Genomic DNA, 24,955 nt, shown 5'->3' with positions numbered 1-24,955 from the left:
TGCGGCTGCGAAGCAGCCCCAAAACCTGCTCCCGTGGTGTATCTGGATAAACGCGGCGATTTGACTGGGGCCGCTTCGCGCCCCAACGCGGGGCAAGCCCGCTCGCCACAACAAAGCCCGCTCGCCACGCAGATGTGCCGTTCACCCAGCCAGGGCCTTGCCACAGGAATCCTAGCCAAGTCATAACCAGGCGGCGTCCCACAATGGATAATCGCCAATGTGCTCAACCAAGCCGGCACGCAATGGGTTGGCGACGATGTAACGGGCCATTTTCAAAAGATCTTCATCCGCGCGCACGGCCCGGTCGTGATAGCCACGCTGCCAAAATTTTTCCCGGCTGCAGCGGGCTCGATTAATGCTCAAGGTACTGCGTGACTTGGTCTGTCGCATTACACCGGCAAGCGTCGTGCTATTGAGGGCTAATAGCCAATGAAAGTGGTCTGGCATGACTACCCACGCAAGGGAGGTCACTAACCCGGCGTCATGGGCTCGCTTGAACTCAGCGACCAATAACCGCCCCAACTGAAAATCCCTGAACAAGGGCTGGCGTTGATGCACCACGGCGGTGACCAGATAAGCGCGGCCGCATTCTGAGTAACGACCGCGACGTAACAGATGAGAGTTTGGCTGGCGAGGCAATCCGTTGCTCCTGTAAGTGAATAGGAGCTTTCACGCTAGCAGTGGTGGCGCCTCCGCCGCGTTGAGTTCAGTGTCATTGTATTACCTCACTTACACTAAATGAGCAGCTCATCCTGTGGCGAGTCGGGCTGTTGTGGCGAGCGGGCTTGCCCCACGTTGGGCTGCGAAGCAGCCCCAAAACCTGCTCCCGTGGTGTATCTGGATAAACGCGGCGATTTGACTGGGGCCGCTTCGCGCCCCAACGCGGGGCAAGCCCGCTCGCCACAGGCCACAACAAGCAAGCTCGCGATAGCACCACCAAAATCATTCATCCGCCAACGGCGGCAAACGTCGCTTCACCGGGGTTTTCTTGACGATGGCGGTGTTGGTCTCGGCGTACGCGTTGATGCGGTCCAGCAGACTGTCGAGGTGATCCATGGTGCGCACATGCAGGCGCGCGATGAAGCAGTCCTCGCCAGTGACTTTGTCGCATTCGGTGAACTCGGGGATCGCCTGGATCTGGCGTTCAACCTCCTGCAGTTTGCCGGGCAGGGGGCGTATGCGCACGATGGCTTGCAGCAGGTAGCCGAAATGTCTGGGGTCGATGTCGACCGTGTAGTGGGTCAGCACGCCGCGCTCTTCAAGACGCCGCAGTCGTTCGCCGACGCTGGGCGAGGACAGCCCGGTGATACCCGCCAGTGCCTTGAGCGACAGGCGCGAGTCGTCCATCAAGGCGGCGATCAGTTGCTGGTCGATAGTGTCGATCATGGTTTCAACCTAATAAGTAAAGGTGATTTCCGGAATTTGCCTTTTTTAGTCGCTGGAGCCGCTACCCAGCAGATTGCCATACTTGAGCCTCACTTGAGGAGCCTCAAACATGGATACATCTATCCGTCGCGGTTCGTGGGAAATGGTCGCTGCCATGCTGATTTCGGGCACTATCGGCTGGTTTGTGCTGGTGTCCGGCGTGTCGGTGATCGAGGTGGTGTTCTGGCGCTGCGTCATCGGCGCCCTGACGTTGCTGCTGGTATGCGCCTGGCTGGGTTATCTGCGCCTGGAGCTGCTCAGTTGGGCCAGGCTCGGCCTGGCCATGCTCAGTGGCGTGGCGATTGTCGGCAATTGGCTACTGCTGTTCGAATCCTATTCCCATGCGTCGATTGCTATCAGTACAGCGGTGTACAACGTGCAGCCGTTCATGTTGGTGATGCTGGCGGCGGTGTTTCTCAACGAAAAAATCACCCTGCAGAAACTCGCGTGGCTGAGCGTGGCGTTTCTCGGCATGCTGGCGATCGTCAGCGCCCATGGCGAACAGCAAACGGGGGGCGGGAATTATCTGGCGGGTATCGCGCTGGCGTTGGGGGCAGCGTTTCTGTACGCCGTGGCGGCGCTGATCATCAAGCGCTTGAAGGCGGTGCCGCCGCATTTGATGGCGTTGATCCAGGTGATCACCGGTGCGTTGCTACTGGCGCCGCTGGTGCCGTGGGACAGCCTGCCTGCGTCCGCCGATGCATGGGCGGCCTTGGCGACCCTTGGCGTGGTGCATACCGGATTGATGTATGTGTTGTTGTACGGGGCGATCCAGAAACTGCCGACGGCGATCACCGGCGCATTGTCGTTTATCTATCCGATTGCGGCGATTCTGGTGGATTGGATCGCGTTCGGGCATCGCCTGGACTGGCTGCAATGGCTGGGCGTGGCGGCGATCCTGCTGGCGGCGGCGGGGTTGCAGCGGGGCTGGAAATGGCCCCGCTCCCGTAGGGTCAGTGCGTGCCCTGAAAGATGATATTTTCCGGGTTGAAATGCTCCACGGCACTGCCCGGCTGCGGCAACCCAAGGATATGCCCCTTGATCTTGCCCACCACGTGCATCTCGCACGGCTTGCAGTCGAACTTCAGGGTCAGCACTTCATCGCCATGGATCAACTGCATCGGCGCGACCTTGGTTTTCACGCCCGTGACACCCTTGGCCTGTTTAGGGCACAGGTTGAACGAGAAGCGCAGACAGTGCTTGGTGATCATCACTGGCACTTCGCCGGTTTCTTCGTGGGCTTCGAAGGCAGCGTCGATCAGCTTGACCCCGTGACGGTGGTAGAAGTCGCGGGCCTTCTGGTTGTAGACGTTGGCCAGGAACGACAAATGCGCTTCCGGGTACACCGGCGGTGGCGAGGTTTCGGCTTTGCGGCCACCGCGCGGGTGGGCGGCCACACGGGCGGCGGTCAGCGCTTCGATCACTTCGCGGCGCAGGGCCTTGAGCTGCGAATTGGGGATGAAGAACGCCTGCGGCGCATCCAGCGCGATGTCGGTCGCGTGGTATTCGGTGGTGCCCAATTGGCCGAGCAGGTCGCGCAGGGTATCCAGCGCCTGTTCCGGCTTGTTGGCCACGCCAAACGGGCCGGGCAGGGTGGCGCTGGCGCTGACGCCTTCTTCGCTGGTGGCGGTGACTTCAAGCCGGTCTTCGCGCAAGCGCGCCACCCAGGCCAGGCCGATGCGCCGTTCGGCGGAAGTCTTCTGCAAGGCCTGTTGCCAGTTGTGGTCCAGGTTGCGGTTCAGCGGATGGTTCGGGCGCACTTGCTGCAGGCAGGCCGGCATTTCGTTGGGCTCGACGCGGTAGCGGTAGCGCTTCTCGCCGTCTTCGTCGAACTCACCCTTGGGCTCGGCAATGTTGGCGCGAAATCCCACCACTTCACGCTTGACCAGCACATTCAGGCCGTCGCCGTTGGACAGCGGCTCATGGGTGACCACCTGCAGGTCACGCTTGCCGACTTTTTCCACCACGCCCACCGGCAAGCCGGTGAAGGTCGGGGTGTCAAAGGCGCCGATGTCGATCTTGCGGTCGCTGACAAAATAGTCGGTGCTGCCACGGTGGAAGGTTTTTTCCGGATCGGGCAGGAAGAAGTGCGCGGTGCGGCCACTGGAGGCGCGGGCCAGGTCCGGGCGGTCCTCAAGGATCTCGTCGAGGCGCTGGCGGTAGTAGGCGGTGATGTTCTTCACGTAACCCATGTCTTTATAGCGGCCTTCGATCTTGAACGAACGCACGCCGGCTTCGACCAGGGCGCGCAGGTTGGCGCTCTGGTTGTTGTCTTTCATCGACAGCAGGTGCTTCTCAAAGGCCACGACGCGACCCTGGTCGTCTTTCAAGGTGTACGGCAGGCGGCAGGCCTGGGAGCAGTCGCCACGGTTGGCGCTGCGGCCATTTTGCGCGTGGGAGATGTTGCACTGGCCCGAGAACGCCACGCACAGGGCGCCGTGGATGAAGAACTCGATGGCGGCATCGGTCTCATCGGCGATGGCGCGGATCTCTTGCAGGTTCAGTTCACGGGCCAATACCAGCTGCGAGAAGCCCGCCTGGTCGAGAAACTTGGCGCGGCCCAGGGTGCGAATGTCGGTCTGGGTGCTGGCGTGCAGCTCGATGGGCGGAATATCCAGCTCCATCACGCCCAGGTCCTGCACGATCAACGCGTCGACGCCGGCGTCGTAGAGCTGATGGATCAGCTTGCGCGCGGGTTCCAGTTCGTTGTCATGCAAGATGGTATTGATCGTGGTGAAGACGCGCGCGTGATAGCGACGGGCGAATTCCACCAGGGAAGCGATCTCGCTCACTTCGTTGCAGGCATTATGGCGCGCGCCGAAGCTCGGGCCGCCGATATAGATGGCGTCGGCGCCATGCAAGATAGCCTCGCGTGCAATGGCGACATCGCGGGCAGGGCTGAGCAATTCCAGGTGATGCTTGGGCAAGGACATAGTTTTTTTAGTCAGGCTTGTCACGGTTGAGGCGCGCATTGTAGCTGTGAAATGCCTGACCGGCATCAACTCAGGCCTTGGCGGCCATCGCGGTCACTTCCACGCGCATGCCTTCCACCGCCAGCGCTGCCACGCCAACCGCCGCGCGTACGGGCCAGGGCTTGGCGAAAAAGCGCTTGTAGACCTCGTTGAAGGCGGCGCGATCCGCCATGTCCGTCAGATAAATGGTCAGGTGCATCACCCGGTCCATTGAGCTGCCGGCTTTTTCCAGGGCGACTTTGAGCGCTTGCAGGGTGCATTCGCTTTGCAGGGTGATGTCGCCCAGTTCCAGACTGCCGTCGGCGCGGGTCGGGATCTGGGTGGACACCAGGATGCCGTTGAAGCCGATCACATCGGAGGAAATCGAGTCGGCATCGGGGTCCGGGGTGTAGTGCAGCTCGTGGTTGGCCATGGGCGCCTCGCGGTGACGGAAAAAAGAAGGCGCCCATGGTCCCCGAAAACAGTCTCAGGGGCAAACTGCCTTGGGTTTTTTTGACGCCAGAAAATAATCATTTAAGTTGCATCAAGTCCCCTATTCCGCCGCCGATAGCCCGACTAGAGAAAGGTTATTCGCACGGCTGAGGGTACGTCATGTTCAACAAAACACTAAAAATAGAACTGGCGGCCAGGACGGCCGAAGTCTCCGATTACAAGGGATTGATCGCTGCGCTGGAACGCTCCATGGCCGTGGTCGAATTCGACCTCAATGGCAAGGTCCTGCGCGCCAATGACAATTTTCTCAAGACCCTGGGCTATAGCGCTGCGCAACTGGCCGGCAAATCCCACCGTGATTTTTGCCCGCCGGCGCTGACCGGCAGCCCGGCGTACAGTCAGTTCTGGAGTGATTTGAAAGCCGGAAAATTCGTCTCCGGCACCTTCAAGCGCGTGGACGCCAGCGGCAGGACCCTCTGGCTGGAGGCCAGTTACAACCCGGTGCTGGATGAGCGTGGCCAGGTGCTGAAAGTGGTCAAGTACGCCTTGGACGTTACCGCCAAGGTGGAACAGGAGGCCGCGACCCGCAGCAAACTCACGGCGTTGGACCGCGCGATGGCTGCCATCGAGTTCGACCTGAGCGGCCAGGTGCTGGACGCCAATGAGAATTTCCTGAATGTAATGGGCTATACGCTGGCGGAGATCAAAGGCAAGCACCATCGTCTGTTTTGCGAACCGACCCTGGTCAACAGCCATGAGTACACGGATTTCTGGCGGCGCTTGAACAACGGTGAATTCTTCACCGGGCAATTCAAGCGAATCGGCAAACATGGCCGTGTGGTCTGGCTGGAAGCCAGCTACAACCCGGTCTTCGACGGCGAAGGCAAGCTGATCAAGATCGTCAAGTTCGCCAGCGACATCACCGAGCGCGTGGAGAAGTTCGAGGAAGACTCGCGCGGCGCTTCAAGGGCGTACCATATTTCCTCGGAAACCGAGCGTTTCGCCGAACACGGTACCCAGGTCATCCAGGAAACTGCGAGCGAGATGCGCCGCATCGCCGACAACATCGGCGCCTCGGCACGCTTGGTGGGGCAGCTGGGCGATCGTTCCGAGCAGATCACCGCCATCGTCAATACCATTCGTGGCATCGCCGACCAGACCAACCTGTTGGCACTCAACGCGGCCATCGAGGCAGCGCGCGCGGGTGATCAAGGGCGCGGTTTCGCGGTGGTGGCCGATGAAGTCCGGCAACTGGCCGGGCGCACCAGCCGCTCCACGGCGGAAATTGCCGAGATGATCGGCATGATCCTCTCGGAAACCCGCGACGCGGTGACCAGCATGAACGCCACCCAGGAAGGCGCGCAACGCGGCGTGAGCCTGGCCGATCAAGCGGGTTCGGTGATCCTGCAGATTCGCACCAGCACCAGTGATGCGGTGGAGGCCGTGAGCATGTTTGCATCCAAGCTGGACGAGTCCGAAGTTATTCCCAAAACGGCGGTCGGCTGGGTGGGCTGAAGCGATAGCGCTGGCCGATGCCGTTGTCGGTCGGCTTCAGCGGCACCGTTTATAAGGCTACGCCCGCGGGGTGGGCGTATCGAACGACGGGTGTTCGGATAAAAGCCTGCGCCATTCCATTCGAAACCAGGGTGTGAATGGCGCTTGCGCATCCGAAAGGTGCGCCGATATTTGCGCACGAGTCATCCACCGGGTCTCACTGACTTCCTCGGCAACCGGTAAAACCGGTGCGTCGGATTGAGCCACCAACACATGGCACAGCTCGTGTTCCGCTCCGATGTCACCAAAGTGTGCATGGTACTCAAAGCTGTATAGAAAGCGGCAAGAGGCAACGATGCCCAATTCTTCGCGCAGGCGCCTGGACGCGGCATCCGTGATGCGCTCGCCAGGCGCCGGGTGACTGCAGCAAGCGTTCGACCAAAAGCTCGGCCAAAGCATTTTACCGGCAGCACGACGTTGAAGCAGATGCCGCCCGGCGCTGTCGATCAGATGCACGGAAAATGCGCGATGGCGCTGTCCCGACCCCAGGTGTGCGACGCGTTTGTCACACACACCGATGGGTACATCCTGCGCGTCAACCAGCACGACATCATGGTTCATTGTGTAACTCCCTCGATGCTGCGTCGTTCCTGTCAAGTGCGGGCACTTGCCCCCAGGCGCTGACCAAGGTCAAAGCCGCTTCGGTGAACCCCGGATCGGCCCGCAGGTCGGCCATGGCATCAAGGTCTTGCTGGGTGAGCAACTGGAGTTTCAGCAGCGCGGGCACCGCCTGTGCGGTGGTTGCGGCCCAGAAGGTATCGGCTGCGCTGCCATCGCCGATCCGGCCTTCGAGGGTGCGATGCGCACAGTTCGAGAGCCCGCGCTCACGGAGCTGGCGGGGAAGGGTGTCGGCCCAGCGCATGTCGGAACCAATGGACTGCTCCAACAGAGTGACACCCGCCTGGGCCACTTTGCGCAACAACGGGTTCTCCGTGCTCAAGCTCGGTTGCAGGCTCACGTCTTCAATCACCAACCAGCCGCCTGGACGAAGCCAGGTGATGGCTCGCGTCAATATTTCTTCGCGCTCGGCGAGATGGCACAGCAGCGCCCGGGCGTGCACAACGTCAAAGGAAGCCGCTGGAAAATCGTCGGTCACGACATTGTGGGCGACCACGTGGATGCCAGGTAAATCCATGAGCAAGCGCGTATCGATGTCGGTGGCGGTGACACTTGCGTCGGGATATCGCCGGGCCAGCCAGGCGGCGAGGGATCCGGCACCTGCGCCCAGGTCCAGGATGGCAGGCCTGGCCGGAAGAACCAGTTGCTCGAATACCGATTGGCTCAGCGGATCAAAGGCCGATTCCAGGGTGCGCAGCCGTGCCAACTGACCCGCATGCTGGTCACCGAGATAGCTGCTGGTGTAGCCAGGTTCCTCGGCGAGGAAAGGGGTGGTCATAGTGCAACCTCCAGTCGATTGGGGCCGCGGTTGAGAAACCCGCACTCCGTGGGCTCAAAGCCTGGGGCCCAGCGTATGTTGGGAAAGGCCTGCAGCAGCATGCGAGCGCCAATCGTGATTTCCATCCGCGCCAGCAGGGAGCCCAGGCAGAAGTGCCGGCCCGCGCCAAAGGCGAAATGGTTCGCTTCCTGGTGGGCACGAGACAGGTTGAAGGTGTCCGGTTCGCTGAATTGGTCCGGATCACGGTTGGCCGAGCCGATCAGGCATGCCAGGGTCGCGCCGGCGGGGATCGTTCCTGACGGCAGCGCCAGCGTTTCACGGGCCTCCCGCAGGACCAGTTGCAAGGGCGGGTTGCGTCGCAGGGTTTCGCAAAGCGCGTTGTCCATCAACTCGGGATTGGCCATCACCGCTTCCTTGACGCCGGGCTCGCTCAACAGGTTGACCAGCAGATTGGCCAGGGCGCCATGGCTGGTCTCGCTGCCCGCCGTCATCAGGATCGCGCAGTACGCGCGCACCAATGTCTCGGGTAAGGGTTCGCCGTCAATGCGTGCCGCCAGAAGCTGCGAGATCAAGTCGTCGGTGGGCTGCGCACGGCGAGCATCGATGTACGGCTGGATGAAGTCGTAGAAGCTGTCCCGATTGGATAAACCGCCGGTCAACAGGGCAGGATCCTGTCGGTAGTTGCCCATGTAAGCGAAGCCGATGGCGCACCAGCGCTTCAACTGCGCCACCTGTTCACAGGTTTCGGCCGGCAGGCCCAGCACGCGTGCCATCACCCGCACCGGCAAGGCTGCGGTGAAATCGGCAATCAGCTCGACCTGGGAACGGCCGTGCATCGGCGTCAGCAGGTCAGTGGTCACCGAAATGATCGAGTCTTGGAGCAGGGCGAGTGCCTTGCTGCGGAACGCCGGGCTGAGCAATGCCCGGTGCTGGGCGTGTTCGCAGCCGTCCATGGCGACAATCGTGTGCCCCAGCAGCGGGCCAATCTGCCAGGCGTAGTTGTTGCTGCTTGCGCCAGGGTGGGTGAGCGCAGCCTTGACGTCCACATGCCGGCTGACCAGCCACACATCGGTGGGCTCGTCGTAGACGATCGGCAGCGTGGTGCGCAAACGCTCATACAAGGGGTAGGGATCGATTTCGAACTGCCGGGATTTGAGCGTCGGCGGGGTGAGTTGCAGGTCCACTTGCCGGCTGGCCTGCGTCGTTGTGCCGGCGGCATGCAGGTGATAGCGGGAAACGGTTCGGTGCCAGTCGCCGGCCGCGCGCACCACCTGGCTCAGGCGCTCCGGGTCGGTTGCGGCGCAGGACCGCTGACTGACCCGTCGAGCGGCTACTGCAGTGAACTGCTCGACGGCCTTGGTGACCTGCTGATGCGCGGACTCGATCGCGGCAGGCCAATCGAAGCCAGTCGCAGCCGCGAGTATCGACACCAGGTTGAAGCGCTCGCCACACACCACGTCTTTGGCAATCGAATGGAGATCGTTGGTCCAGGCGATGATATCGGCGCTGTGTTCACGTAGCCGGTTCCACCCCTCGGCGCACTCCGGATGCAGATAAGGGTCCAGTGTTTCGGCCCCGTCGATCAGATCGAAGAAGAACAATGCGCCAAACGAATCCCGGCGCAACGGCAGATATTCGGCCAACGTGAGCGTCCCGTCGGTTTCACGCACCTGCACCAACGTCGCCTGCGCTTGCAGATGTCGGCCCAGATGCCGCACGAGCCGATGCCGCCAACGCTCGCCGCCCCAGCAACGGGTGCGCGGCCACAGATCATCGGCCAGGGCAACGAGCATCGGGTCGTCAAATCGGTGGCCTGGCGCGCCATCGGCCTCGGTGACTGCCTGCACGGCAGTATTGAAACGTTCCAATGCGCCGTTTTCCGCCCATGGCCCGTCGTCGATGCGATCATCCAGGATAAGCGCCCACAGGTACCAGCACACCAGCACCTCTGCGCGATCCGTGGGCGCTGCGCCGCACAGCGCTATGCCCAGATCGAGCAGAGGCGTGGTGCCCAGTCGATGTGCGCCGCGGCGGCCAATCAAGCCGTATTGCTGCGCCCAGGCGAGCGCATGGGTGCGCAGGTGATCCGTGTCGGAACGTGGCGGCGGGGCTGAGAACGGCAGTTGGACGTCGGGAATAATCAGCGGGGTTGACGGTAGATGATAGCTGTCATCGCGGCCGCCAGGGTCGCCTTCGTGGGGTTCGGGTGGCATGAAGCGCTCCTGTTTTTTGACGCATCTGGGTAGAAGCGTCCAGCCAGCGTGACCTTACGCGATGAGGCACAGCCTGCGATGTGGGAATAATTTGAGATAGCGACAGGAAAAGCCGCCGGGGGCGCGGTGAACGCGCAGGAGGGTAGAGGTTGAGCGATGGGTACGTCTTAACACGGGCCGGCGCGGAGCCGGCCCGGTTTCTTTGCGAGGCGGGGGGTTACTCTTTTACATCCATGAACTCTTCAGCCCACGCCACGTAGCTTTCCGGCAGGGTGTAGGTGTGCGTCAGCTCGGTGGCACTGAGGTTTGAGGTGCTATGGGTCAGCTGGCGCTGGGCGCGCAGGCTGTCGTAGGTCGCCTTGATCGCGGCAAAATAGGCTGCGTGACCGGCAACTACCACGCGCACGCCCAGGCTGGCGAGGCGTTGCGCGTCATGCAGTTTTGGATTGCCGTAGGTCACCAGCATCAGCGGCACCGTCAGGTTCTCGGCGATTTTTTCCAGATGCTCGAAATCAGCCACGCCGACCATGCAGATCCCGTCGGCGCCGGCTTTCTGGTAAGCCAGGGTGCGCTCGATGACCGCTTCGGTCGGCAACACACCGGCGTTGGTGCGGGCGATGATCGACAGTTGCGGATCAACCCGCGCTTCCAGCGCGGCGCGGACCTTGCCGATGCCTTCTTCAATCGAGATAAGGTCGGTGGACTTACGCCCGAACTGCGCAGGCAGCAACGTGTCTTCAATGGTCAACGCGGCCACACCGGCGCGCTCGAGTTCTTCGACGGTACGCATCACGTTCAGCGCGTTACCGTAGCCATGGTCGGCATCGGCAATGAACGGCAACTGGGCCACGCGCCCGATTCGGGTGGCCTGTTCAACGAACTCACTCAGGGTGATCAGCGCAAAATCCGGCGCCGCCAGGACCTGCAACGAGGCCACGGAACCACCGAGGATACCGACCTCGAAACCCAGGTCGGCGGCGATACGCGCGGACATCGGGTCGAAGACGGAGGCGGTTTCTACGCAAATTGGGGTGGCGAGCAATTCACGGAATTGGCGGCGCAGGGCTGAGTGAGAAATCTTTGGCATGTTCTTTCCTGGTTCTGGTCATCGTCACATGACGATCAATGTCTATTCATGGTGGTGCGAGATTACCATGCAGACGAACGCAGGATGATGACGTTTCAGCACCAGCAAACGCTGACCTATAAATCTTCAGCCTACGCATAACCGTAGTGAGCGGGCTTGCCACGCGTTGGGCTGCGCAGCAGCCCAATGGAAACGAATGCGGAGTACCAGACATTCCGCAGAGTCTGATTTAGGGCTGCTGCGCAGCCCAACGCGGGGCAAGCCCGCTCGCCACAGGGGGAACTCGCCAGCCTCTGAAAGTTGTGTAGATACTTATGGCTATCGCAGGCAAGCCAGCCCCCACATTTTTATGCGTGATGCCAGGTCAAGGCGAAATCGGATCGCTCGCCGGGAAAGTTTCTTCCACGGCCTCATCGAGTTTCGAATCGCTGATGCTGCGCTCCTCCAGCGCAACACCGCGTTCGCAATGGCAGGTGTCCGACGGGCACGGTTGCCCGGCCGGGTGCAGGTCGGCACATGCCTGGCTGCAATAGGCTTTGCCGTCGCGCTGATAGCGCGTGTCCTCGGCGACGTGGCAACTGCAATCAGGGCACGCGCAGGGCAAATTCGTGGTGGCGTGGTTCATGAATCCTCCGCAATCAGTGATGTAAGGGTCGACACACCTGTTTTTGAACCCTGAAAAATCCGCAAGGTTGTAAAAAAAACACGCTTCGGGTGATGAGCGGTGCAGCCGACTACCGAGCGGCAGAAAAAACGAACCGTCCACGGCCTTGGGCGTCCATGGAGGTAACAGCGTCAATCCATGAACGAGGAGGTTTACCGATGAATAACTACCCATTGGACGACAACGATTCCGGCCAGCGCAATCGCCAGATCGGCAACGCCATCGGCTTGGCCGCCGACGAGGTCGAGTTGTGGGTCACCTCGGTCGAGGAAGATGGCAGCGGCATGGGCTACGTGGTGCATTTTTCCGCAGGCACGCCCAGCGACGTCCTCGCCAAGGTCGAGGGGCTGGGCGCTGACCGTACGATCAATATTGGCCCGATCGACTGAGACGGCCAGCGCCTGAGCCATTTACGGCTGTTTGTAGTGCCCGGGGACGTCATGGCCTTCGTCCACGGGCTTGGTGCGCTTTTGCACCTGAACGTCGCTCAGCGGCGCATCCTTGAGTTCAGGGAAGCGCTGTTTGAGCAGGGTCTGCGCCAGTTGCGGATCAAGGTCATGCGCATCGTGCTCGAGCGTTCGGCTTTGTGGTTGGCTATCGAGGATGAAGCTGACGAGGTAGTGCGGCTTTTCAAACATGGACGTTTCCTCAAGGCAAATGAGCGGTGGGGTGTTTGTTGTTTGAGCGGCGCAGTGCGGGAGGATTCAGAAAAAGTGGCTGCAGCGCGTTCAAATTGAACGCGCTTGTCTCATTCATGCTGGACCGACCCAGCTCACTGCGGGGCGATTGAACCCGCCTGCTCTTGATACCCTTTGCGCAGTTTCTCTACGATCAGCTTTTGCGCTTCACGCAAGGCGCGTTCGGGACTGTCGAGGGACTTGATCAGGGTCTGGCCCTTGGTGCCGATACGACCGAAATTCACCACCACCTCAGCCTCGGTGACGCCGATACGCCAGAACTTGTTGGAATTGCCTTCACCAAACGTGAACTCGCGCATCAAGGGTGTCGCTTCAGGGAGGGCTGGCGGCTGGGCTTGGATCTCGATGGCTTCCTCTGGCTGTTCCGGTTCTGGAAGTGCAGCGGCGTCCTCGCCCCTTAGCAACGCTTCGATGCGATTGAGCACCTCTTCCTGGTCGCGCAGCCAGTCATTACTGAGCACGTCGATGATCTTCCAACCGAAGCTGCGCAGTACCGTCGGACGGAAGATGTAGCGCTCACGCACGTCAGCGGCGGCCATATCACCGTCCAGCAGTACGCCGACGCTGAAGTGTTCACCACTGGCGTCACTGATCGCGAGGTCGCAGCGGAACTGCGAACGTCCGACATATTCCTCAACCGAATGCCCACGTTTGCGCAAAGCGGCAGCGAGCGCGCCGCGCAGGTGGTCCTTGGGCAGGCTGACGGCAAAGGACTGCTTGGCACCTGGATTGAGGTTGGCGAGGATACCCTGGGAACGTGGCGCATCCCCGCTGGCACTGGCCTGGGCGAACTGCAGGAACGCACGCAGTGCGGCGGCACCGTCGTTGTGGGTGTTGGTGATAGCCTCTGCCTCAATGCTGGAGACAATCGCCATGCGCTTGCGCGCGCGACTGAAGATCACATTCAGGCGTTTTTCCCCACCGCGCTGGTTGATCGGGCCGAAGTTCATCAGCATTTTGCCGTTCGGTCCTGGCGCGTAGCAAATGCTCAGGATGATCACATCACGCTCATCTCCCTGGACGTTCTCCAGGTTCTTGACGAACAAGCCATTGAACTGCCCGGCATCTTCACGCACGTATTCGCGCTCAAGCCGTGTGGCAAAGGCCGAGTCGCCGCTGGCCAAGTCTTCCAGGGCCTGCTCGATGGCGCCTTGCTGGGCCTCGGAAAAGGCGACGATACCCAGGCTCAGTCCAGTCTCCCGTTGTAGCAGCTCCCGTACCAGGTTAGCGATATACCGCGCTTCGGCCAGGTTGCTGCGACTGAGATAGACACCGTCGCTCATCTTCAAGAAGCTGATCGGGCTGTCGAGCAGCGTGTCGGCGCCGCGGATGGCTGCCTGGGCGTCCGTGGAGTCCAGTGCGGTCTGGGCCGGGGCAGGGCGCTCGATACGACGGTCGGGAATGGTGATCAGCCGCCCTTCGTAGAACGCCGCGTTGGAAAAACTGATCAAGGCTTCGTGGCGACTGCGGTAGTGCCAGGCCAGGAGGGTTGCCGGCAAATTACGCGCGGCTTGGCTCAGCAGGCTATCGGCATCAAGGTTGATTGCAATCTGTTCGCCATCCTCCATGGCAATCAGTTCGTTATCGTCCTGGTCGCCGGCACTGGAGAAGAAGTTGGTCGGTGGCAATTGCATTTCATCACCGACCACGATCACCTGCTGCGCACGGCTCAGTGCGGGCACGGCTTCTTCGCTGGGGATCTGACTGGCTTCGTCGAAAATCACCACGTCAAACAGGTCCGGCGTCAAAGGCAGGGTGTCGGACACCGACAGCGGGCTCATCAACCAGATGGGCTTGAGGTCGTTGATCACGCGGCCACTGTCACCACTCGCCATTTCGCGAATGGAGCGATAGCGCATGGTCTTGCCCAGCTCATGTTCCAGTTCACGGCGACCTTTGGCGTAGGCTTTTTTGAACTCACGGGCCTGGGCATCGAGTTGCGTCACCGACATCGCCGATTGCTTCACATGCTCCAGAAAACGCTGGTGCAACGTGGCGCTCAGCACGTGGGCGTTGCTTTTGAGCAGGTTGCATTCAGCCAGGCTGACCTGGCGCGCAGCCAGACTCAAGGCCAGGCCGTCGAAGCGCGCCAGCTGCGGATTGGCGCGGTACAGGCGGGTCAGGTTTTCCTGGGCAATCAAACCGTCCAGTGCGCGTTGCGCCAAGGCGTACTGTTGCACGACCGCCAGGCAGACAGGATCGGCTTGGTGCAGCTCATTGAGCAGGGGCAGGGTGTCGGGCAGTTCGTCTAGTTCTTCACGCAGATCGCGCAGGTATTCGGCCAACTCGCCCAGGCTCAACGCCGGGTCGAACACACAATGTCGAGCGACCAGTTCGGCCAGGCGGGCTACCGGCTGGCGCAAGCTGGCCTCCTGGCTTAGACCGGGCAGGGCGTCCGGATTGTCTCGCAGGCCCTCAACCCATTGGCGCAACAGCGGTGATGCGCTCAGTTGCTGGAGCAAGGCTTGCAGGTTGTGCACGAACAGGTCGATATCCGGGATGCCATAACGGCCTTGCAAACGTTGCTGCTCAGCGTGCACTTGGGCAGTAGCGCGATGCTCGTCGGCCAGGTTGTCCAGCACACTGCGCAAAGTTGGTCGAATCGCGTGCTGGCTGAAGTCGTAGCGTCGTTGCAATTCACTGCGCAGCCGCCACCAGGCAGGTTGCAGCCAACGCAGCAGCGAGCCTTCCAGGCGCTGTACCAGATCGATGGCAGCCTGGGTGTCCTGGGGCGCGAGTTTTTCACGCCAGTGGTGGTTGGATTCACGGGCGTTGTGTTGCTGTACGGCCAGTGCTTGCAACGCCGCCTGCTCGGCGTGCAGCGCTTGGGCGCCTGATGAGCCCGGTTCCAGCAGGTCGAGATGCGCTGCCAGGTTGGCGCTGGTCAAGTGTTCGGCGGCCTGGGTCAGCACGCACGCGTCCGCCAGGCGAGTGTCCGCGGACAACAGGCTCGACGATGACTCCAGGCATTGCTCGACGCTGTCGATCAGCCCACCGGCTTCATCCAGGAACGCCTTGAGTTGGCCGTACGCATGTTCGTGGGTAATCAGGCTTGAGGCCAAGCGGCTGAAAGGGTGACGTGCGAAGCTGTCGAGGCCGAAACGTTCTTTGATCGCCTGATAGACGCGACCGGTCAGCTCGCTTTGTGCCTGCCAATGACGCCATTCGGGTAGACGCTCCAAGGCTTCGGGAGGCAGCGTGGCAGCAACGGGCGGCAGTTCGATCAAGTGACGTACCAACTCGCGTACCGAGCATGCCAAGGACTCCGGCATTCCACGCATTGCCTGTTCAAAACGCTCTATCAAGCCCAACTGCTGGCTCAGGCCAGCCAGTAAGGTGTCGCGCCTGGCCTGCACCTGCGACGACTGCGCATCGCCGGCGATCCAGCGCTCATAGCACTCGCGCAGGTTGCCCACGAAGGTCTTCTTGTCGGTCTGGGAGTCGTGGATCAGGCAGCACAAATCACCCAGTTCACTTTGCTGCAGGCGATGGAACACCACGTCCAGTGCCGCACGTTTTTCACAGACAAACAGCACTCGCAGGCCGCGACCGGCGTAGTCCGCGATCAGGTTAGTGATGGTCTGGGATTTGCCTGTGCCTGGCGGTCCCTGAATGATGAAGTTACGCCCGGTACGGGCCAGGCTGACGGCCGCATTCTGCGTGGCGTCGCCCGCCACCACGTTCCACTGTTCGGGCAACGGGATCGGGTCGGGGGCCTGGACCTCGACGTCCCGAGGCTCGATGGAGAACATCCGGTCAAACGCTTCGTTCTGCGCCGGTTCGTCGATCAACTGTGCATAGTCACGCACCAGCGACATCTTGCGATAATTGAAGTTGGCCAGGGTCACCTGGGTGAGGTCTATGTCCCAGGCGTAGCGATGCCCCTGGTTCTCGGGCAGGGCGAAGGTGCTGTTTTCGGCACTGCTGGCAACCATCTGCGGGTGTTGGTTGCGCGGAACGGGTTTGGCGCCTACGGCCAGGCGTAGCGGCAACTCGCTGGGCAGCACCTTCTGCTGGAACAACTGCAGGCCCAGGGGACGGAAATCTTCGCGATCGTAGCTGAAATCCGGCTTCGTCAAAGGTGTCGACATGCGCTGGCGGGCACGACGGCGCTGGAAGTGGTGCAGATGCTGCACGGCTTTTTGGTGGATCAGTTCGATTTGCGGCTTGCTTTGCAGGCGTAACTCGACGCCGGGTTCGGTCAGTTTGATCTGGCGCGCAATATCAGCGTGGATGTCTTCCAGCGAAGTCTTTTGCAGGTCGACGGTTTCCGGCAACTGGATGTCGTAGAGCTGACGCAATTGATGACGCAGTACCGGGTTGAATTCGGCCTCGGTTTCGTCGCACTGCAACACGAACTGGTCACGTACGCCTTTTTTGCGACTCAATTCCACCGGCAACCACAGCAGCGGGGTGACGATGCGTTCTTCCGGCGTGTCCTTGAGGTTGTGCCAGCGCATGAACGCCACCACCAGGCGAAGGTTACTGAAGCCGAATTCGGCGCGGTCGCGGCGGGTTTCCTGGATGATGCGCTCCAGGGACGCCTGCAGCCAGACCTGGTCTTCGAACCGTAGCCATTGCTGCAGGCCGACAGGTTTACCGCTGAGCACTTGTTCGGAGAATCCGCCGAAGTTGGGCTGCCAGGTGCACAGCGCTTCGGGCCGGATACTTTCAATGCGCATCACCAACGGAACGCTGGCCACGGTCAAGTTGACGTTGGCCTGGGTCGGCCGGAAATACAGCAGGCGATTGCGACGCGAAAGGTCAAACAACCGGTTGCGCAGATGTTCCAGCACCACGGTGCGCCGCGAAGCCGGGCCTTCGGCCTGGGCCAACACACGCTCGACGTCCAGGCTGGCCGGCTGTTCGCGCCAGGACTCCAGGCGGCGTGCCAGCGAGCCCACATCAGTGGCGCGCTCATGGCGGTTGAGCTCAGTCATCTCGACGATAAGGTTGGCCAGCACCGGGTTGAGTCGGCCATTGAGCTGGAACAGATTGCGACGGTGCCGGGCAAACGTCTTGAGGTCATTGATATCGGCGAAATCCAGCCCGCACGCCAGGCACGCCAATAATTGGCCGAGCTGGAATATGTCGGTGATCTCATCGTGGTGCCCGAGGCGATGCTCCCAACTGTGCAGGTCAGGGAGGAACACCGGGTGGTCGATGGTTTGATGCAGATCTTCCTGGACTTGCAGGTCAGTAATGGCCACGCCGCTTTCCGAATCCCGAGTCAGGCGGACTTTGCCGACGACGTTGAGCGCCGATTCCGGATTGGGCTGCACCTGCTTGATCGCGTCCATCGCCAGTCGCGCAGGTATACCCTCGGGATTGCGCAATTGCAGCGTGCGCTCCGGCCCCTGTATCACATCGAAATAACTGAGCTGGGCGACACGCCCCAGTTCATGCAGTTGCGCCACTTGGCGTAGCAGCGGTAGCGCCAGGAACAACACATCGTCGATGGGTACTGCAGCGCCATCGTGGCTATTGAGTAACTCAGTGAATGTGACGGGTTGGATTACTGGGTCCATGTGTCGACCTCCGCTTTGAGCGCACGAACGATCGGGTCGAGCTCACGTTTTGGTAGTTTGATATCGCGCTTGAGCACGTTGATAAAGTCATCGGCGCTGCCGAGTTTCTTGGCGGTGCGCGCGGCGTGCAGCAGGGCTTCATCCCGCAGGTCGCGGTCCACCAGGCTCAGGTCAAGCATGATGAAGTGCAGGTATTCATGGATGCTTGTGTCGATACGCTCGGCATTCAGCGTCGCCAGATCGAGTGGCGTTTCGTTGTCTTTCCAGTCCGGAAAGAAACCTCGCACCTGGTTGAGCACAACCTCCGATTGCAACACGGACGTGCCGATGAAATGAGCAATAAAGCTGCGGGTGAGGGCGGTCAACTCGACCTGATCGGTCACGTCCAGACGAGTGAGCGACAACGGCCCGTGCAAGCGGCGGTTTAGCCAGTTGTCCGTATCCGGGAGTTGTTGCCACCAGCTGTCTACCGCTTGGGAGCGTAGAAACGTCTCCGGATGGGAAATGCCCTGGGATAACGGTGCATCCTTGCCGTCCAGCTCACGGGCCTGCTTCAAGTAGCTGGCGGCATCAACGCTGATAATCCCGGTGTGAATCTTGACCAGAGACGTAATCGACGCTTCTGGACCATTGGCAACCAGGGCGGCACCGCGGTCGGCATAGATTTCAGTGTGCAGGCTATAGAGACGTGCGGTCTGTTCCAGGCTGGCCGGCGTATTCACATCGGCCATGGCATGATTAAGAATCCGCTCGGCGGTGAGAAAGTCGCCATTGTGCTCCGACCATAAGCGGTAATGGGCCAACTCATGCCCGAGCAAGGCCAGCAACTCCTGGGCATCCAGGCGCTCAAGAATCGGTCCGTAAAACACCACATGCACTTCACCGGCCAGGTAATACAGGCTCGCATTCATCGCACCGTCGCCAGCCTGGTAAAGGGTTGCGGGTGCGTTGATCTGCAAGCACTGCAGCGCTGTTTCACAGGCTTGATAGGCCTGGGGATGGGTCTCGGGGCTCAGGCGATAAGTGTCACGCAGCAATTGCGCGCGCACATCCTGAGCATGCTCCTGTTGAACGCCCAAGGACGAGGCCCATTCCCACACGACAGGTTCATAGGCTTTGAGGTAATCGACCACACGCTGGTGGTAAGGCAGTGGCGTCAGGCTGCTGATGTCCAGCGCGGTGGTACTCATTGTGTTCAAACGTCCTTGAGAGGATACGGCTCCATATACTGCGGTTGTGCAGCAGAGACCTGGGTCGGCATCCCGGTATCAATGATTGGTAACAAACGCGGAGCATACCTATGGGGAGGGGAAAATACTTGTGAAAGAAAGTGGACATCGGAAGTGGGATTGTCGAATCAGGGCTTTGGGCTGCGCATGAGCCTATCAGCGTAATCCTCTATTTAACATAATATACATTATGCGAACCGTCCTATATGAAACTGGGGGACTCTGCCGGTCACATTTGAAGCCTGACGGCGCCTGCTGCTTTCAGCATTGGCAATGCTGATCACTGTGCGCTTGAATGCTGCCCGACAAACGTCGCCTCACCAATTGACGGAGAAATTGCATGTGGCTTTGTACCGAATGGAAAATCGACTGGGACGCTATAGCTGCTATTGCACTTGAGCTTTGATAAAGCCCAAAGGAAACGTGAACGGGCCGCAAGCGCGAAGCTCCTAGCGCAGATCATGACAACACCCATTGGAGCTACCCAGATAGAGATCGCAAAATTCAGATGCTATGTGGTGCCTTCTAATAGCGACCATGTGAATCGTCTAAAAAAGATGTCGAGCCTGCTAGGTGATCTATCAGACTCGGCAATAGAAGAAGAAATTTCCCAGCGCCTTATGGCAGTTCTCAACCAAATCAAAGAGGCGGAACAAGCCACTGAGCAAGCTTTCCAGGCTCTCTTAAAACCCGCAGAAACCACTTAAGATTAGGTCTACCCTGCTTCACTTTAATAGCAAAATAATATAACTCAACTAAATGACTATTTAGTTGAGTTATATGCTCACCTCAGTAATCGCCTGCCGCCGTCAGCGCGCCACCCACAATCGCAATCCCCGAGCTGCTGCCCAGGCGTGTCGCTCCGGCCTCAATCATCTTCAACGCTGTCGGATAGTCGCGCACGCCCCCGGACGCCTTTACGCCAACCCCGGCACCCACGGTCTGGCGCATCAGTGCCACATCTTCGACCGTAGCGCCGCCGCGGCTGAACCCCGTGGATGTCTTGACGAAGGCCACGCCCAGGTCGCGGCAGATTTCACAGGCCTGGACCTTCTGCTCGTCATCAAGCAGGCAGGTTTCCAGGATGACCTTCAACGGTACGGCGCCGCAGGCCTTGTGAACCTGGGCAATGTCTTCGCGCACGGCGTCCAGCAGCCCGTCCTTCAACCAGCCGATATTGAGCACCATATCGATCTCCCCTGCCCCGGCGGCAATCGCCTGTCGGGCTTCGAACGCCTTGGTGTCGCTCAGGCCAGCGCCCAGTGGGAAGCCCACCACCGCACAAATCACCACGGATTTGTCGCTCAGGCACGATGCGGCGTAAGGCACTTGCCCGGAATTCACGCACACCGAATAAAAGCCGTGTTCCCGGGCTTCTTCGCACAAGGTCCGGATTTGCTCACGGGAGGCGTCGGCGGCGAGCAACGTGTGATCGATGTATTTGGCTAATGCTGCGGGTGGAAGACTGTTCATTTAAGGGGTCCTTGCCTGTATGTTGCCAATGAGTGTGCGGCGCGTGTCACGACGCTCACTTTTATAGTTGCAATATTCACATTTAATGTTACTTATTTAACATCAACAATCAAGCCCTGGAATACTCGTGGACAGTAGAAAAGCCGAGCGACTGAAGCTTATCCAACAAGCCTTGCAAGACCAGAACGCCATTCACTTGAAGGAAATGGCCGCCCTGCTGGACGTTTCCGAGATGACCCTGCGCCGCGATCTCAACCACTTCAGCAAGCATCTGCGGCTGCTGGGTGGCTACATCACCCGCGTCGGCAACGAGGTCGGCGATTACCGGGTAGCCGAGCAGGACACGCGTCACGTCGAGGAAAAGCGCCGTATCGGTAAACTCGCCGCCCAGTTGATCCAGCCAGGCGACACGGTATTTTTCGACTGTGGCACCACTTCGCCGTTTGTCGTGGATTTCATCCCCGATGCGCTGGAGTTCACCGCGGTGTGCAGCTCGTTGAACGTGCTGCTCAAGCTGCAGAACAAGCCCAATTGCCACATCGTGTTGTGCGGCGGCACCTTCCACCGCAAGAACCAGGTCTTCGAAAGCAGTGCCGAAAGCAGCATTCTCGACAGCGTGCGCCTGACGTGGGCCTTCGTGACTGCCGCCGGTGTCAGCCAGGAATTTGGCGTGACGTGCTTCAACTTCAATGAAGTCGAGGTCAAGCAAAAGGTCATGCGCCAAGCCCAGCAACGCGTATTGCTCGCCGATTTCAGCAAGTTCGACACCGTGCGCACCGCTCACTTCGCTGCTCTGCAAGACTTTCAGTACGTAGTCAGCGACAAGAAAATCCCGCGCGGCTATAAGGACGTGATCCAGGCCAACGGTGCGCAATTGCTGGTTTAACCCAACAGTTTCTGCCGTTCCTGCGCATTCAAGTATCCGGTGGTGACACTGAACGAAGCGCTGGCTCCAGCCGCCAGTTCGCGCACGTGACCTTTGGTTTTTTCGGCGTTATAGCCCTCGGGCTCGCAGGTGGACGGCAGTACGAACGCCGCCACTTGCTGATCCGGCGTGTACAGGATCCAGCGCACGGCATGCTCGAACTGCTCGGGACGGTAACGGGTATAGAACGCAGCTCCGTCGGGATGATCCAGCAGAAAATGCGCCTGGCCCGCGGCATCCGTACCTACGCCATCGAAGAAAAACACGATCTCCGGGTCGTACAGTGCCGGCTGATCAAGGCAGGCCAATTGAGCCGGTTGCGCGGCCAGTTGCGCCATATAGGCGCTCCAGGCCGGGGTTGGCTTGACGTGGTCCGGCACGCTGGTGCGCAGGCGCATGCGCTGCATGCCCTGCGGCTCGACAAACCGCGCACCGGTCACGAACGCGTAGTTCATGTGGGCCATGTACATCAGGTCCATGGGCTTGCCGGCCAGGTTCGTCACGTCCATACCGATATCGAACAAGGCCGAATCGGCGCGCAGTGTCACGCAGGGGCTCGCCCGGTAGCGATCGCCGAATCCCTTGGCATATTGGTAAGAACCGCCCAGGCGCAAAATGCCCTCGTCGATTTCAAGCCAGGCCGTGTCCATCGGCGCGCATGGCATCTCGCCGTGCAAGGCATGGGTGTCATCCGCCGCCGGGCAACCGTTGCGCAGCAAGCCGCTGTGAAACATGAAGCAGCCATAGGTATCAATGATCGTCGGGCTGGGCTTGGGTTGCTCGAACAGGTTGCTCATGGTCAAGTCGCAACCGTCGAACACGGCTGACCAGATCATCTGCCCCTGATAAGGCAATACCACCAGCCGTCCACGGCTGTTTTCAAGGCTCAGGGCCGGCACGCCGGACGGGTAAGTCCAGGCGCTGACCTTGAATGCCGGCGATTGCAGCAGGGTTTTTTCCTGCTCGCCAAACAGCGCAGGGTACAGCGGGATACGTGTATTCATGAGGCTACCGCCCCCGCCGCGCCCACCGGCGAGCTGTTGGATTGGCGCATGCACTTGAGCGCATACATCACAATCACGATGAAGCACAGCAACGGCACGCTGTAGGCCAGTTGCATATTGCCGCCGCTGGCGTCGGACAGCAGGCCCTGGAAGATCGGGATCACCCCGCCGCCGACAATGCTCATCACCAGCAAGGAACCGCCGACGCCGGTGTCTTCACCCAGGCCATCAATGGTCAGACCGTAGATGGTCGGCCAGCACGGGCCGAGGAAAATGCTCACGCCGACTGCTGCATACACCGCCGAAATGTTCGGCACCAGAATCGTATAGGCCAGCAGCACAATGCACAGCACACCGTAGATCGCCAATACCTTGGCCGGATGCAGGCGTCGCATCAACAGGTTGGCGATCATCTTGCCGACAAAGTAGGCGGCAAAGGTGGTCAGCAGAAACCAGGAAGCGCTGCGCTCGTTCATACCGCCCATTTGCATGGCCAGGCGAATGGTGAAACTCCAGACACCGACCTGCGCGCCCACGTAGAGAAACTGCGCCAACACCCCAAAGGTAAAGCGCGGGTTGCGCCACAACCGGCCCAGGCTCTGACGCAGGCTGCCAGGCTTGCTGCCTGCGGGCTGATTACCCTTGCAGGCGGGAAACCGGGTAATGGCGATCAGGATAAATACCAGCACCAGCACGGCGATCATCCACTTGTAGGGCAACAGTGTGGACTGGATCATTTGCAACTGCTGCACCGCCGCCTCGGAAGCGCTCATCTGCGTCAGTTGTTCAGTGGTGGCGTCGGTGTCCTTGAACATCACAAAGCTGCCCACGTATACCCCGGCCATCGCGCCGAAGGGGTGGAAGGTCTGCGAGATATTCAAGCGCCGGGTCCCGGTTTCCCGTGGTCCCATCAGGGTCGAGTAGGTGTTGCACGCGGTTTCCAGGAACGACAGGCCGGCGGCGATTACAAACAGCGCCAACAGGAACATGCCGTACTTGGCCGTGGAGGCCGCCGGGAAAAACAACAGGCAGCCGAACATATACAGCATCAACCCGATCAGGATCGTGCTTTTGTAGCTCAAGCGTCGCACCACCATCGCGGCCGGAATCGCCACGAAAAAGTAGCCCAGGTAAAACGCCGACTGCACAAAGGCGGTCTGGAAATCACTGAGCAAAAACGCTTTCTTGAAGTGCGCGATCAGCACGTCGTTCATGCTGGCCGCCGCGGCCCACAGTGCAAAAATGCTGCACAGCAGGATAAAGGCGAACCAGGGCGTGCGGTTCAGGTAGAAACCATCGGGTGTCTGTTGCAGCGCAGGTTTGTTCATTATTGTTCTCCGGGCTGGTTTGAAGGTGTTATCGCTGTTGCTGGAAGCGCTCGAACGTTTCGGCGTCGGGGTAAGACGTCTGCGTACCCAATCCCATGACCGAGCAAGCGGAATACGCCACGGCCTGTTCCATGGCCTCACGGATATGGCCGTCGCGGTTCCAGTGATGGATGAAGCAACCGATAAAGGCATCGCCGGCCCCGGTGGTGTCACGGGCCACCACCTGTACGCCAGGCACTTGGAACTCGCCCTCCTCGCCCACATACAGCGCACCATGTTCGCCGAGGGTGACGATCACATGGCGAATGCCGCTGGCCACCAGGCTACGCGCGGCGGTTTGGGCTGACGCAGGCGAGTCCACCACCTGGCCGCTGATCAACGCCAGTTCCGATTCATTGGGGATCAGGAAGTCAAGCTTCGCCAAGTGCTCGGCGCTCAGCCCGGCCAGGGCGGGTGCCGGGTTGAGCAGCACCGCGATGGCGTTGCGCTGAGCGAATTCGATGGCGTGGTAGACCGTCTCCAGGTTGATCTCCAGTTGCAGCACGATCAGCGTGCATTCGCGCAGGTCGGCCGCGGCGGCATCAATGTCCGCCGGCGACAAATGCGCATTGGCGCCTTTGACGATCAATATGCTGTTATGGGAATCGGCCCGGACGAAGATCGGCGCGACGCCGCTGGAAACGCCAGGCACGCGCTGTACATAACGGGTGTCGATGCCAAAGCGCTGGAAGTTGGCCACGGTGTTGTCGGCAAACATGTCGTCGCCGACCTTGCTCAGCATCAGGACATCGGCGCCAAGCTTGGCGGCCGCCACAGCCTGGTTGGCCCCCTTGCCGCCACAACCGAGGGCAAAGCCCGGCGCTTCCAGGGTTTCGCCCTGGGCCGGCATGCGGTCGATGTAGGTAATCAAATCCACCATATTGCTGCCGATGACTGCGATCTTGCTCATTGCTATTCCACCTTGTTGCAGCACGACCAGGCCGATCATGCCGCTCTTGTTTTGTTATTTAAATAACATTAGGTGTGA

The 24,955-nt window shown here is 60.3% G+C and carries 21 protein-coding genes and 1 pseudogene; 6 read left to right on the top strand and 16 right to left on the bottom strand.

Going from position 1 to position 24,955, the window contains the following annotated elements; all coding sequences use genetic code 11:
- Nucleotides 1-180: 180 nt before the first annotated feature.
- The gene (locus BLL36_RS28995) at nucleotides 181-639 is read right to left on the bottom strand and encodes an REP-associated tyrosine transposase (protein ID WP_076955016.1); all 459 of its coding nucleotides are present in this window, start codon (nucleotides 637-639) and stop codon (nucleotides 181-183) included.
- A 303-nt stretch (nucleotides 640-942) separates the two neighbouring features.
- Nucleotides 943-1,386, bottom strand: coding sequence for an Lrp/AsnC family transcriptional regulator (locus BLL36_RS28990; protein WP_076955015.1), 444 nt, complete (start codon nucleotides 1,384-1,386; stop codon nucleotides 943-945).
- Nucleotides 1,387-1,495: 109 nt separating this feature from the next.
- Between BLL36_RS28990 and BLL36_RS28985 the strand changes: the two genes are divergently transcribed.
- Nucleotides 1,496-2,401: a DMT family transporter gene (locus BLL36_RS28985; RefSeq protein WP_076955014.1), complete on the top strand. Its 906-nt coding sequence runs from the start codon at nucleotides 1,496-1,498 to the stop codon at nucleotides 2,399-2,401.
- Here BLL36_RS28985 and BLL36_RS28980 read toward each other — a convergent pair.
- Together BLL36_RS28980 and BLL36_RS28975 are read right to left on the bottom strand one after the other, a co-directional pair.
- Nucleotides 2,379-4,358 (bottom strand): peptidase U32 family protein, encoded by a 1,980-nt coding sequence (locus tag BLL36_RS28980; RefSeq protein ID WP_076955013.1) that lies wholly within the window; start codon nucleotides 4,356-4,358, stop codon nucleotides 2,379-2,381. The two genes, BLL36_RS28985 and BLL36_RS28980, sit on opposite strands and share 23 nt — an antisense overlap.
- A gap of 70 nt (nucleotides 4,359-4,428) precedes the next feature.
- Complete coding sequence (locus BLL36_RS28975; RefSeq protein ID WP_076955012.1) at nucleotides 4,429-4,809, bottom strand: RidA family protein; 381 nt, start codon at nucleotides 4,807-4,809, stop codon at nucleotides 4,429-4,431.
- 179 nt (nucleotides 4,810-4,988) lie between these two features.
- Between BLL36_RS28975 and BLL36_RS31875 the strand changes: the two are divergent.
- Nucleotides 4,989-5,756, top strand: a pseudogene (locus tag BLL36_RS31875) (PAS domain-containing protein); the annotation flags it as partial.
- Between the two features lie 3 nt (nucleotides 5,757-5,759).
- Nucleotides 5,760-6,344, top strand: coding sequence for a methyl-accepting chemotaxis protein (locus BLL36_RS31870; RefSeq protein WP_370737450.1), 585 nt, complete (start codon nucleotides 5,760-5,762; stop codon nucleotides 6,342-6,344).
- 57 nt (nucleotides 6,345-6,401) lie between these two features.
- Here the strand turns inward: BLL36_RS31870 and idi are convergent, their stop codons facing one another.
- From idi to BLL36_RS28945, 5 genes are all read right to left on the bottom strand, one after another.
- Complete coding sequence (idi, locus tag BLL36_RS28965) at nucleotides 6,402-6,944, bottom strand: isopentenyl-diphosphate Delta-isomerase (RefSeq protein WP_076955010.1); 543 nt, start codon at nucleotides 6,942-6,944, stop codon at nucleotides 6,402-6,404.
- Nucleotides 6,934-7,779, bottom strand: coding sequence for a class I SAM-dependent methyltransferase (locus BLL36_RS28960; protein WP_076955009.1), 846 nt, complete (start codon nucleotides 7,777-7,779; stop codon nucleotides 6,934-6,936). Before BLL36_RS28960 ends, idi begins: the two co-directional genes overlap by 11 nt.
- The gene (locus tag BLL36_RS28955) at nucleotides 7,776-9,992 is read right to left on the bottom strand and encodes a cytochrome P450 (RefSeq protein ID WP_076955008.1); all 2,217 of its coding nucleotides are present in this window, start codon (nucleotides 9,990-9,992) and stop codon (nucleotides 7,776-7,778) included. The genes BLL36_RS28960 and BLL36_RS28955 overlap by 4 nt, the downstream gene beginning before the upstream one ends.
- A gap of 217 nt (nucleotides 9,993-10,209) precedes the next feature.
- Nucleotides 10,210-11,079, bottom strand: a complete 870-nt coding sequence (locus BLL36_RS28950; RefSeq protein WP_076955007.1) for an isocitrate lyase/PEP mutase family protein — start codon at nucleotides 11,077-11,079, stop codon at nucleotides 10,210-10,212.
- 364 nt (nucleotides 11,080-11,443) lie between these two features.
- On the bottom strand, nucleotides 11,444-11,704 hold the full coding sequence (locus BLL36_RS28945; RefSeq protein ID WP_076955006.1) for a metallothionein: 261 nt from the start codon (nucleotides 11,702-11,704) through the stop codon (nucleotides 11,444-11,446).
- A 197-nt stretch (nucleotides 11,705-11,901) separates the two neighbouring features.
- Between BLL36_RS28945 and BLL36_RS28940 the strand changes: the two genes are divergently transcribed.
- Nucleotides 11,902-12,132 carry a hypothetical protein gene (locus tag BLL36_RS28940; protein WP_076955005.1) on the top strand — a complete coding sequence of 77 codons (231 nt, stop codon included), beginning with the start codon at nucleotides 11,902-11,904 and terminating at the stop codon, nucleotides 12,130-12,132.
- Nucleotides 12,133-12,153: 21 nt separating this feature from the next.
- Here BLL36_RS28940 and BLL36_RS28935 read toward each other — a convergent pair whose 3' ends face one another.
- The 3 genes from BLL36_RS28935 to BLL36_RS28925 form a co-directional block, all read right to left on the bottom strand.
- Complete coding sequence (locus BLL36_RS28935) at nucleotides 12,154-12,381, bottom strand: hypothetical protein (RefSeq protein ID WP_076955004.1); 228 nt, start codon at nucleotides 12,379-12,381, stop codon at nucleotides 12,154-12,156.
- Between the two features lie 134 nt (nucleotides 12,382-12,515).
- The gene (locus tag BLL36_RS28930) at nucleotides 12,516-17,969 is read right to left on the bottom strand and encodes a WGR domain-containing protein (RefSeq protein ID WP_076955003.1); all 5,454 of its coding nucleotides are present in this window, start codon (nucleotides 17,967-17,969) and stop codon (nucleotides 12,516-12,518) included.
- Nucleotides 17,957-19,159, bottom strand: coding sequence for a M48 family metalloprotease (locus BLL36_RS28925; protein WP_076955002.1), 1,203 nt, complete (start codon nucleotides 19,157-19,159; stop codon nucleotides 17,957-17,959). The genes BLL36_RS28930 and BLL36_RS28925 overlap by 13 nt, the downstream gene beginning before the upstream one ends.
- A gap of 500 nt (nucleotides 19,160-19,659) precedes the next feature.
- Between BLL36_RS28925 and BLL36_RS28920 the strand changes: the two genes are divergently transcribed.
- Nucleotides 19,660-19,905: a hypothetical protein gene (locus BLL36_RS28920; RefSeq protein ID WP_130926008.1), complete on the top strand. Its 246-nt coding sequence runs from the start codon at nucleotides 19,660-19,662 to the stop codon at nucleotides 19,903-19,905.
- Between the two features lie 82 nt (nucleotides 19,906-19,987).
- Here BLL36_RS28920 and deoC read toward each other — a convergent pair whose 3' ends face one another.
- Nucleotides 19,988-20,671, bottom strand: coding sequence for a deoxyribose-phosphate aldolase (deoC, locus tag BLL36_RS28915; protein ID WP_076955000.1), 684 nt, complete (start codon nucleotides 20,669-20,671; stop codon nucleotides 19,988-19,990).
- 127 nt (nucleotides 20,672-20,798) lie between these two features.
- Here deoC and deoR point away from each other — a divergent pair, with 127 nt between their 5' ends.
- Nucleotides 20,799-21,557 (top strand): DNA-binding transcriptional repressor DeoR, encoded by a 759-nt coding sequence (gene deoR, locus BLL36_RS28910; RefSeq protein ID WP_076954999.1) that lies wholly within the window; start codon nucleotides 20,799-20,801, stop codon nucleotides 21,555-21,557.
- Here deoR and BLL36_RS28905 read toward each other — a convergent pair.
- The 3 genes from BLL36_RS28905 to rbsK are packed head-to-tail and all read right to left on the bottom strand — an operon-like array spanning nucleotide 21,554 to nucleotide 24,877.
- The gene (locus tag BLL36_RS28905) at nucleotides 21,554-22,600 is read right to left on the bottom strand and encodes an aldose 1-epimerase family protein (RefSeq protein ID WP_076954998.1); all 1,047 of its coding nucleotides are present in this window, start codon (nucleotides 22,598-22,600) and stop codon (nucleotides 21,554-21,556) included. The genes deoR and BLL36_RS28905 overlap by 4 nt on opposite strands.
- Nucleotides 22,597-23,928, bottom strand: a complete 1,332-nt coding sequence (fucP, locus tag BLL36_RS28900) for an L-fucose:H+ symporter permease (protein WP_076954997.1) — start codon at nucleotides 23,926-23,928, stop codon at nucleotides 22,597-22,599. Before fucP ends, BLL36_RS28905 begins: the two co-directional genes overlap by 4 nt.
- Before the next feature lie 28 nt (nucleotides 23,929-23,956).
- Nucleotides 23,957-24,877 (bottom strand): ribokinase, encoded by a 921-nt coding sequence (gene rbsK, locus BLL36_RS28895; RefSeq protein WP_076955018.1) that lies wholly within the window; start codon nucleotides 24,875-24,877, stop codon nucleotides 23,957-23,959.
- Nucleotides 24,878-24,955: the final 78 nt, after the last annotated feature.

Source organism: Pseudomonas cedrina subsp. cedrina (genome assembly GCF_001983175.1).
In the GTDB taxonomy this organism is placed as follows: Bacteria; Pseudomonadota; Gammaproteobacteria; order Pseudomonadales; family Pseudomonadaceae; genus Aquipseudomonas; species Aquipseudomonas cedrina.
This window is presented reverse-complemented; position numbering and strand designations above follow the sequence as displayed.

Excerpts from the sequence above, each read along its gene's own strand:
- BLL36_RS28980 (WP_076955013.1), bottom strand. The coding sequence starts at position 4,358 with ATGTCCTTGCCCAAGCATCACCTGGAATTGCTCAGCCCTGCCCGCGAT.
- BLL36_RS28905 (WP_076954998.1), bottom strand. The coding sequence starts at position 22,600 with ATGAATACACGTATCCCGCTGTACCCTGCGCTGTTTGGCGAGCAGGAA.
- BLL36_RS28935 (WP_076955004.1), bottom strand. The coding sequence starts at position 12,381 with ATGTTTGAAAAGCCGCACTACCTCGTCAGCTTCATCCTCGATAGCCAA.
- BLL36_RS28940 (WP_076955005.1), top strand. The coding sequence starts at position 11,902 with ATGAATAACTACCCATTGGACGACAACGATTCCGGCCAGCGCAATCGC.
- BLL36_RS28930 (WP_076955003.1), bottom strand. The coding sequence starts at position 17,969 with ATGGACCCAGTAATCCAACCCGTCACATTCACTGAGTTACTCAATAGC.
- BLL36_RS28955 (WP_076955008.1), bottom strand. The coding sequence starts at position 9,992 with ATGCCACCCGAACCCCACGAAGGCGACCCTGGCGGCCGCGATGACAGC.
- idi (WP_076955010.1), bottom strand. The coding sequence starts at position 6,944 with ATGAACCATGATGTCGTGCTGGTTGACGCGCAGGATGTACCCATCGGT.
- BLL36_RS28975 (WP_076955012.1), bottom strand. The coding sequence starts at position 4,809 with ATGGCCAACCACGAGCTGCACTACACCCCGGACCCCGATGCCGACTCG.
- BLL36_RS28990 (WP_076955015.1), bottom strand. The coding sequence starts at position 1,386 with ATGATCGACACTATCGACCAGCAACTGATCGCCGCCTTGATGGACGAC.
- rbsK (WP_076955018.1), bottom strand. The coding sequence starts at position 24,877 with ATGAGCAAGATCGCAGTCATCGGCAGCAATATGGTGGATTTGATTACC.
- BLL36_RS28925 (WP_076955002.1), bottom strand. The coding sequence starts at position 19,159 with ATGAGTACCACCGCGCTGGACATCAGCAGCCTGACGCCACTGCCTTAC.
- BLL36_RS28920 (WP_130926008.1), top strand. The coding sequence starts at position 19,660 with ATGACAACACCCATTGGAGCTACCCAGATAGAGATCGCAAAATTCAGA.
- BLL36_RS28945 (WP_076955006.1), bottom strand. The coding sequence starts at position 11,704 with ATGAACCACGCCACCACGAATTTGCCCTGCGCGTGCCCTGATTGCAGT.
- BLL36_RS28960 (WP_076955009.1), bottom strand. The coding sequence starts at position 7,779 with ATGACCACCCCTTTCCTCGCCGAGGAACCTGGCTACACCAGCAGCTAT.
- deoC (WP_076955000.1), bottom strand. The coding sequence starts at position 20,671 with ATGAACAGTCTTCCACCCGCAGCATTAGCCAAATACATCGATCACACG.
- BLL36_RS28950 (WP_076955007.1), bottom strand. The coding sequence starts at position 11,079 with ATGCCAAAGATTTCTCACTCAGCCCTGCGCCGCCAATTCCGTGAATTG.
- fucP (WP_076954997.1), bottom strand. The coding sequence starts at position 23,928 with ATGAACAAACCTGCGCTGCAACAGACACCCGATGGTTTCTACCTGAAC.
- BLL36_RS28985 (WP_076955014.1), top strand. The coding sequence starts at position 1,496 with ATGGATACATCTATCCGTCGCGGTTCGTGGGAAATGGTCGCTGCCATG.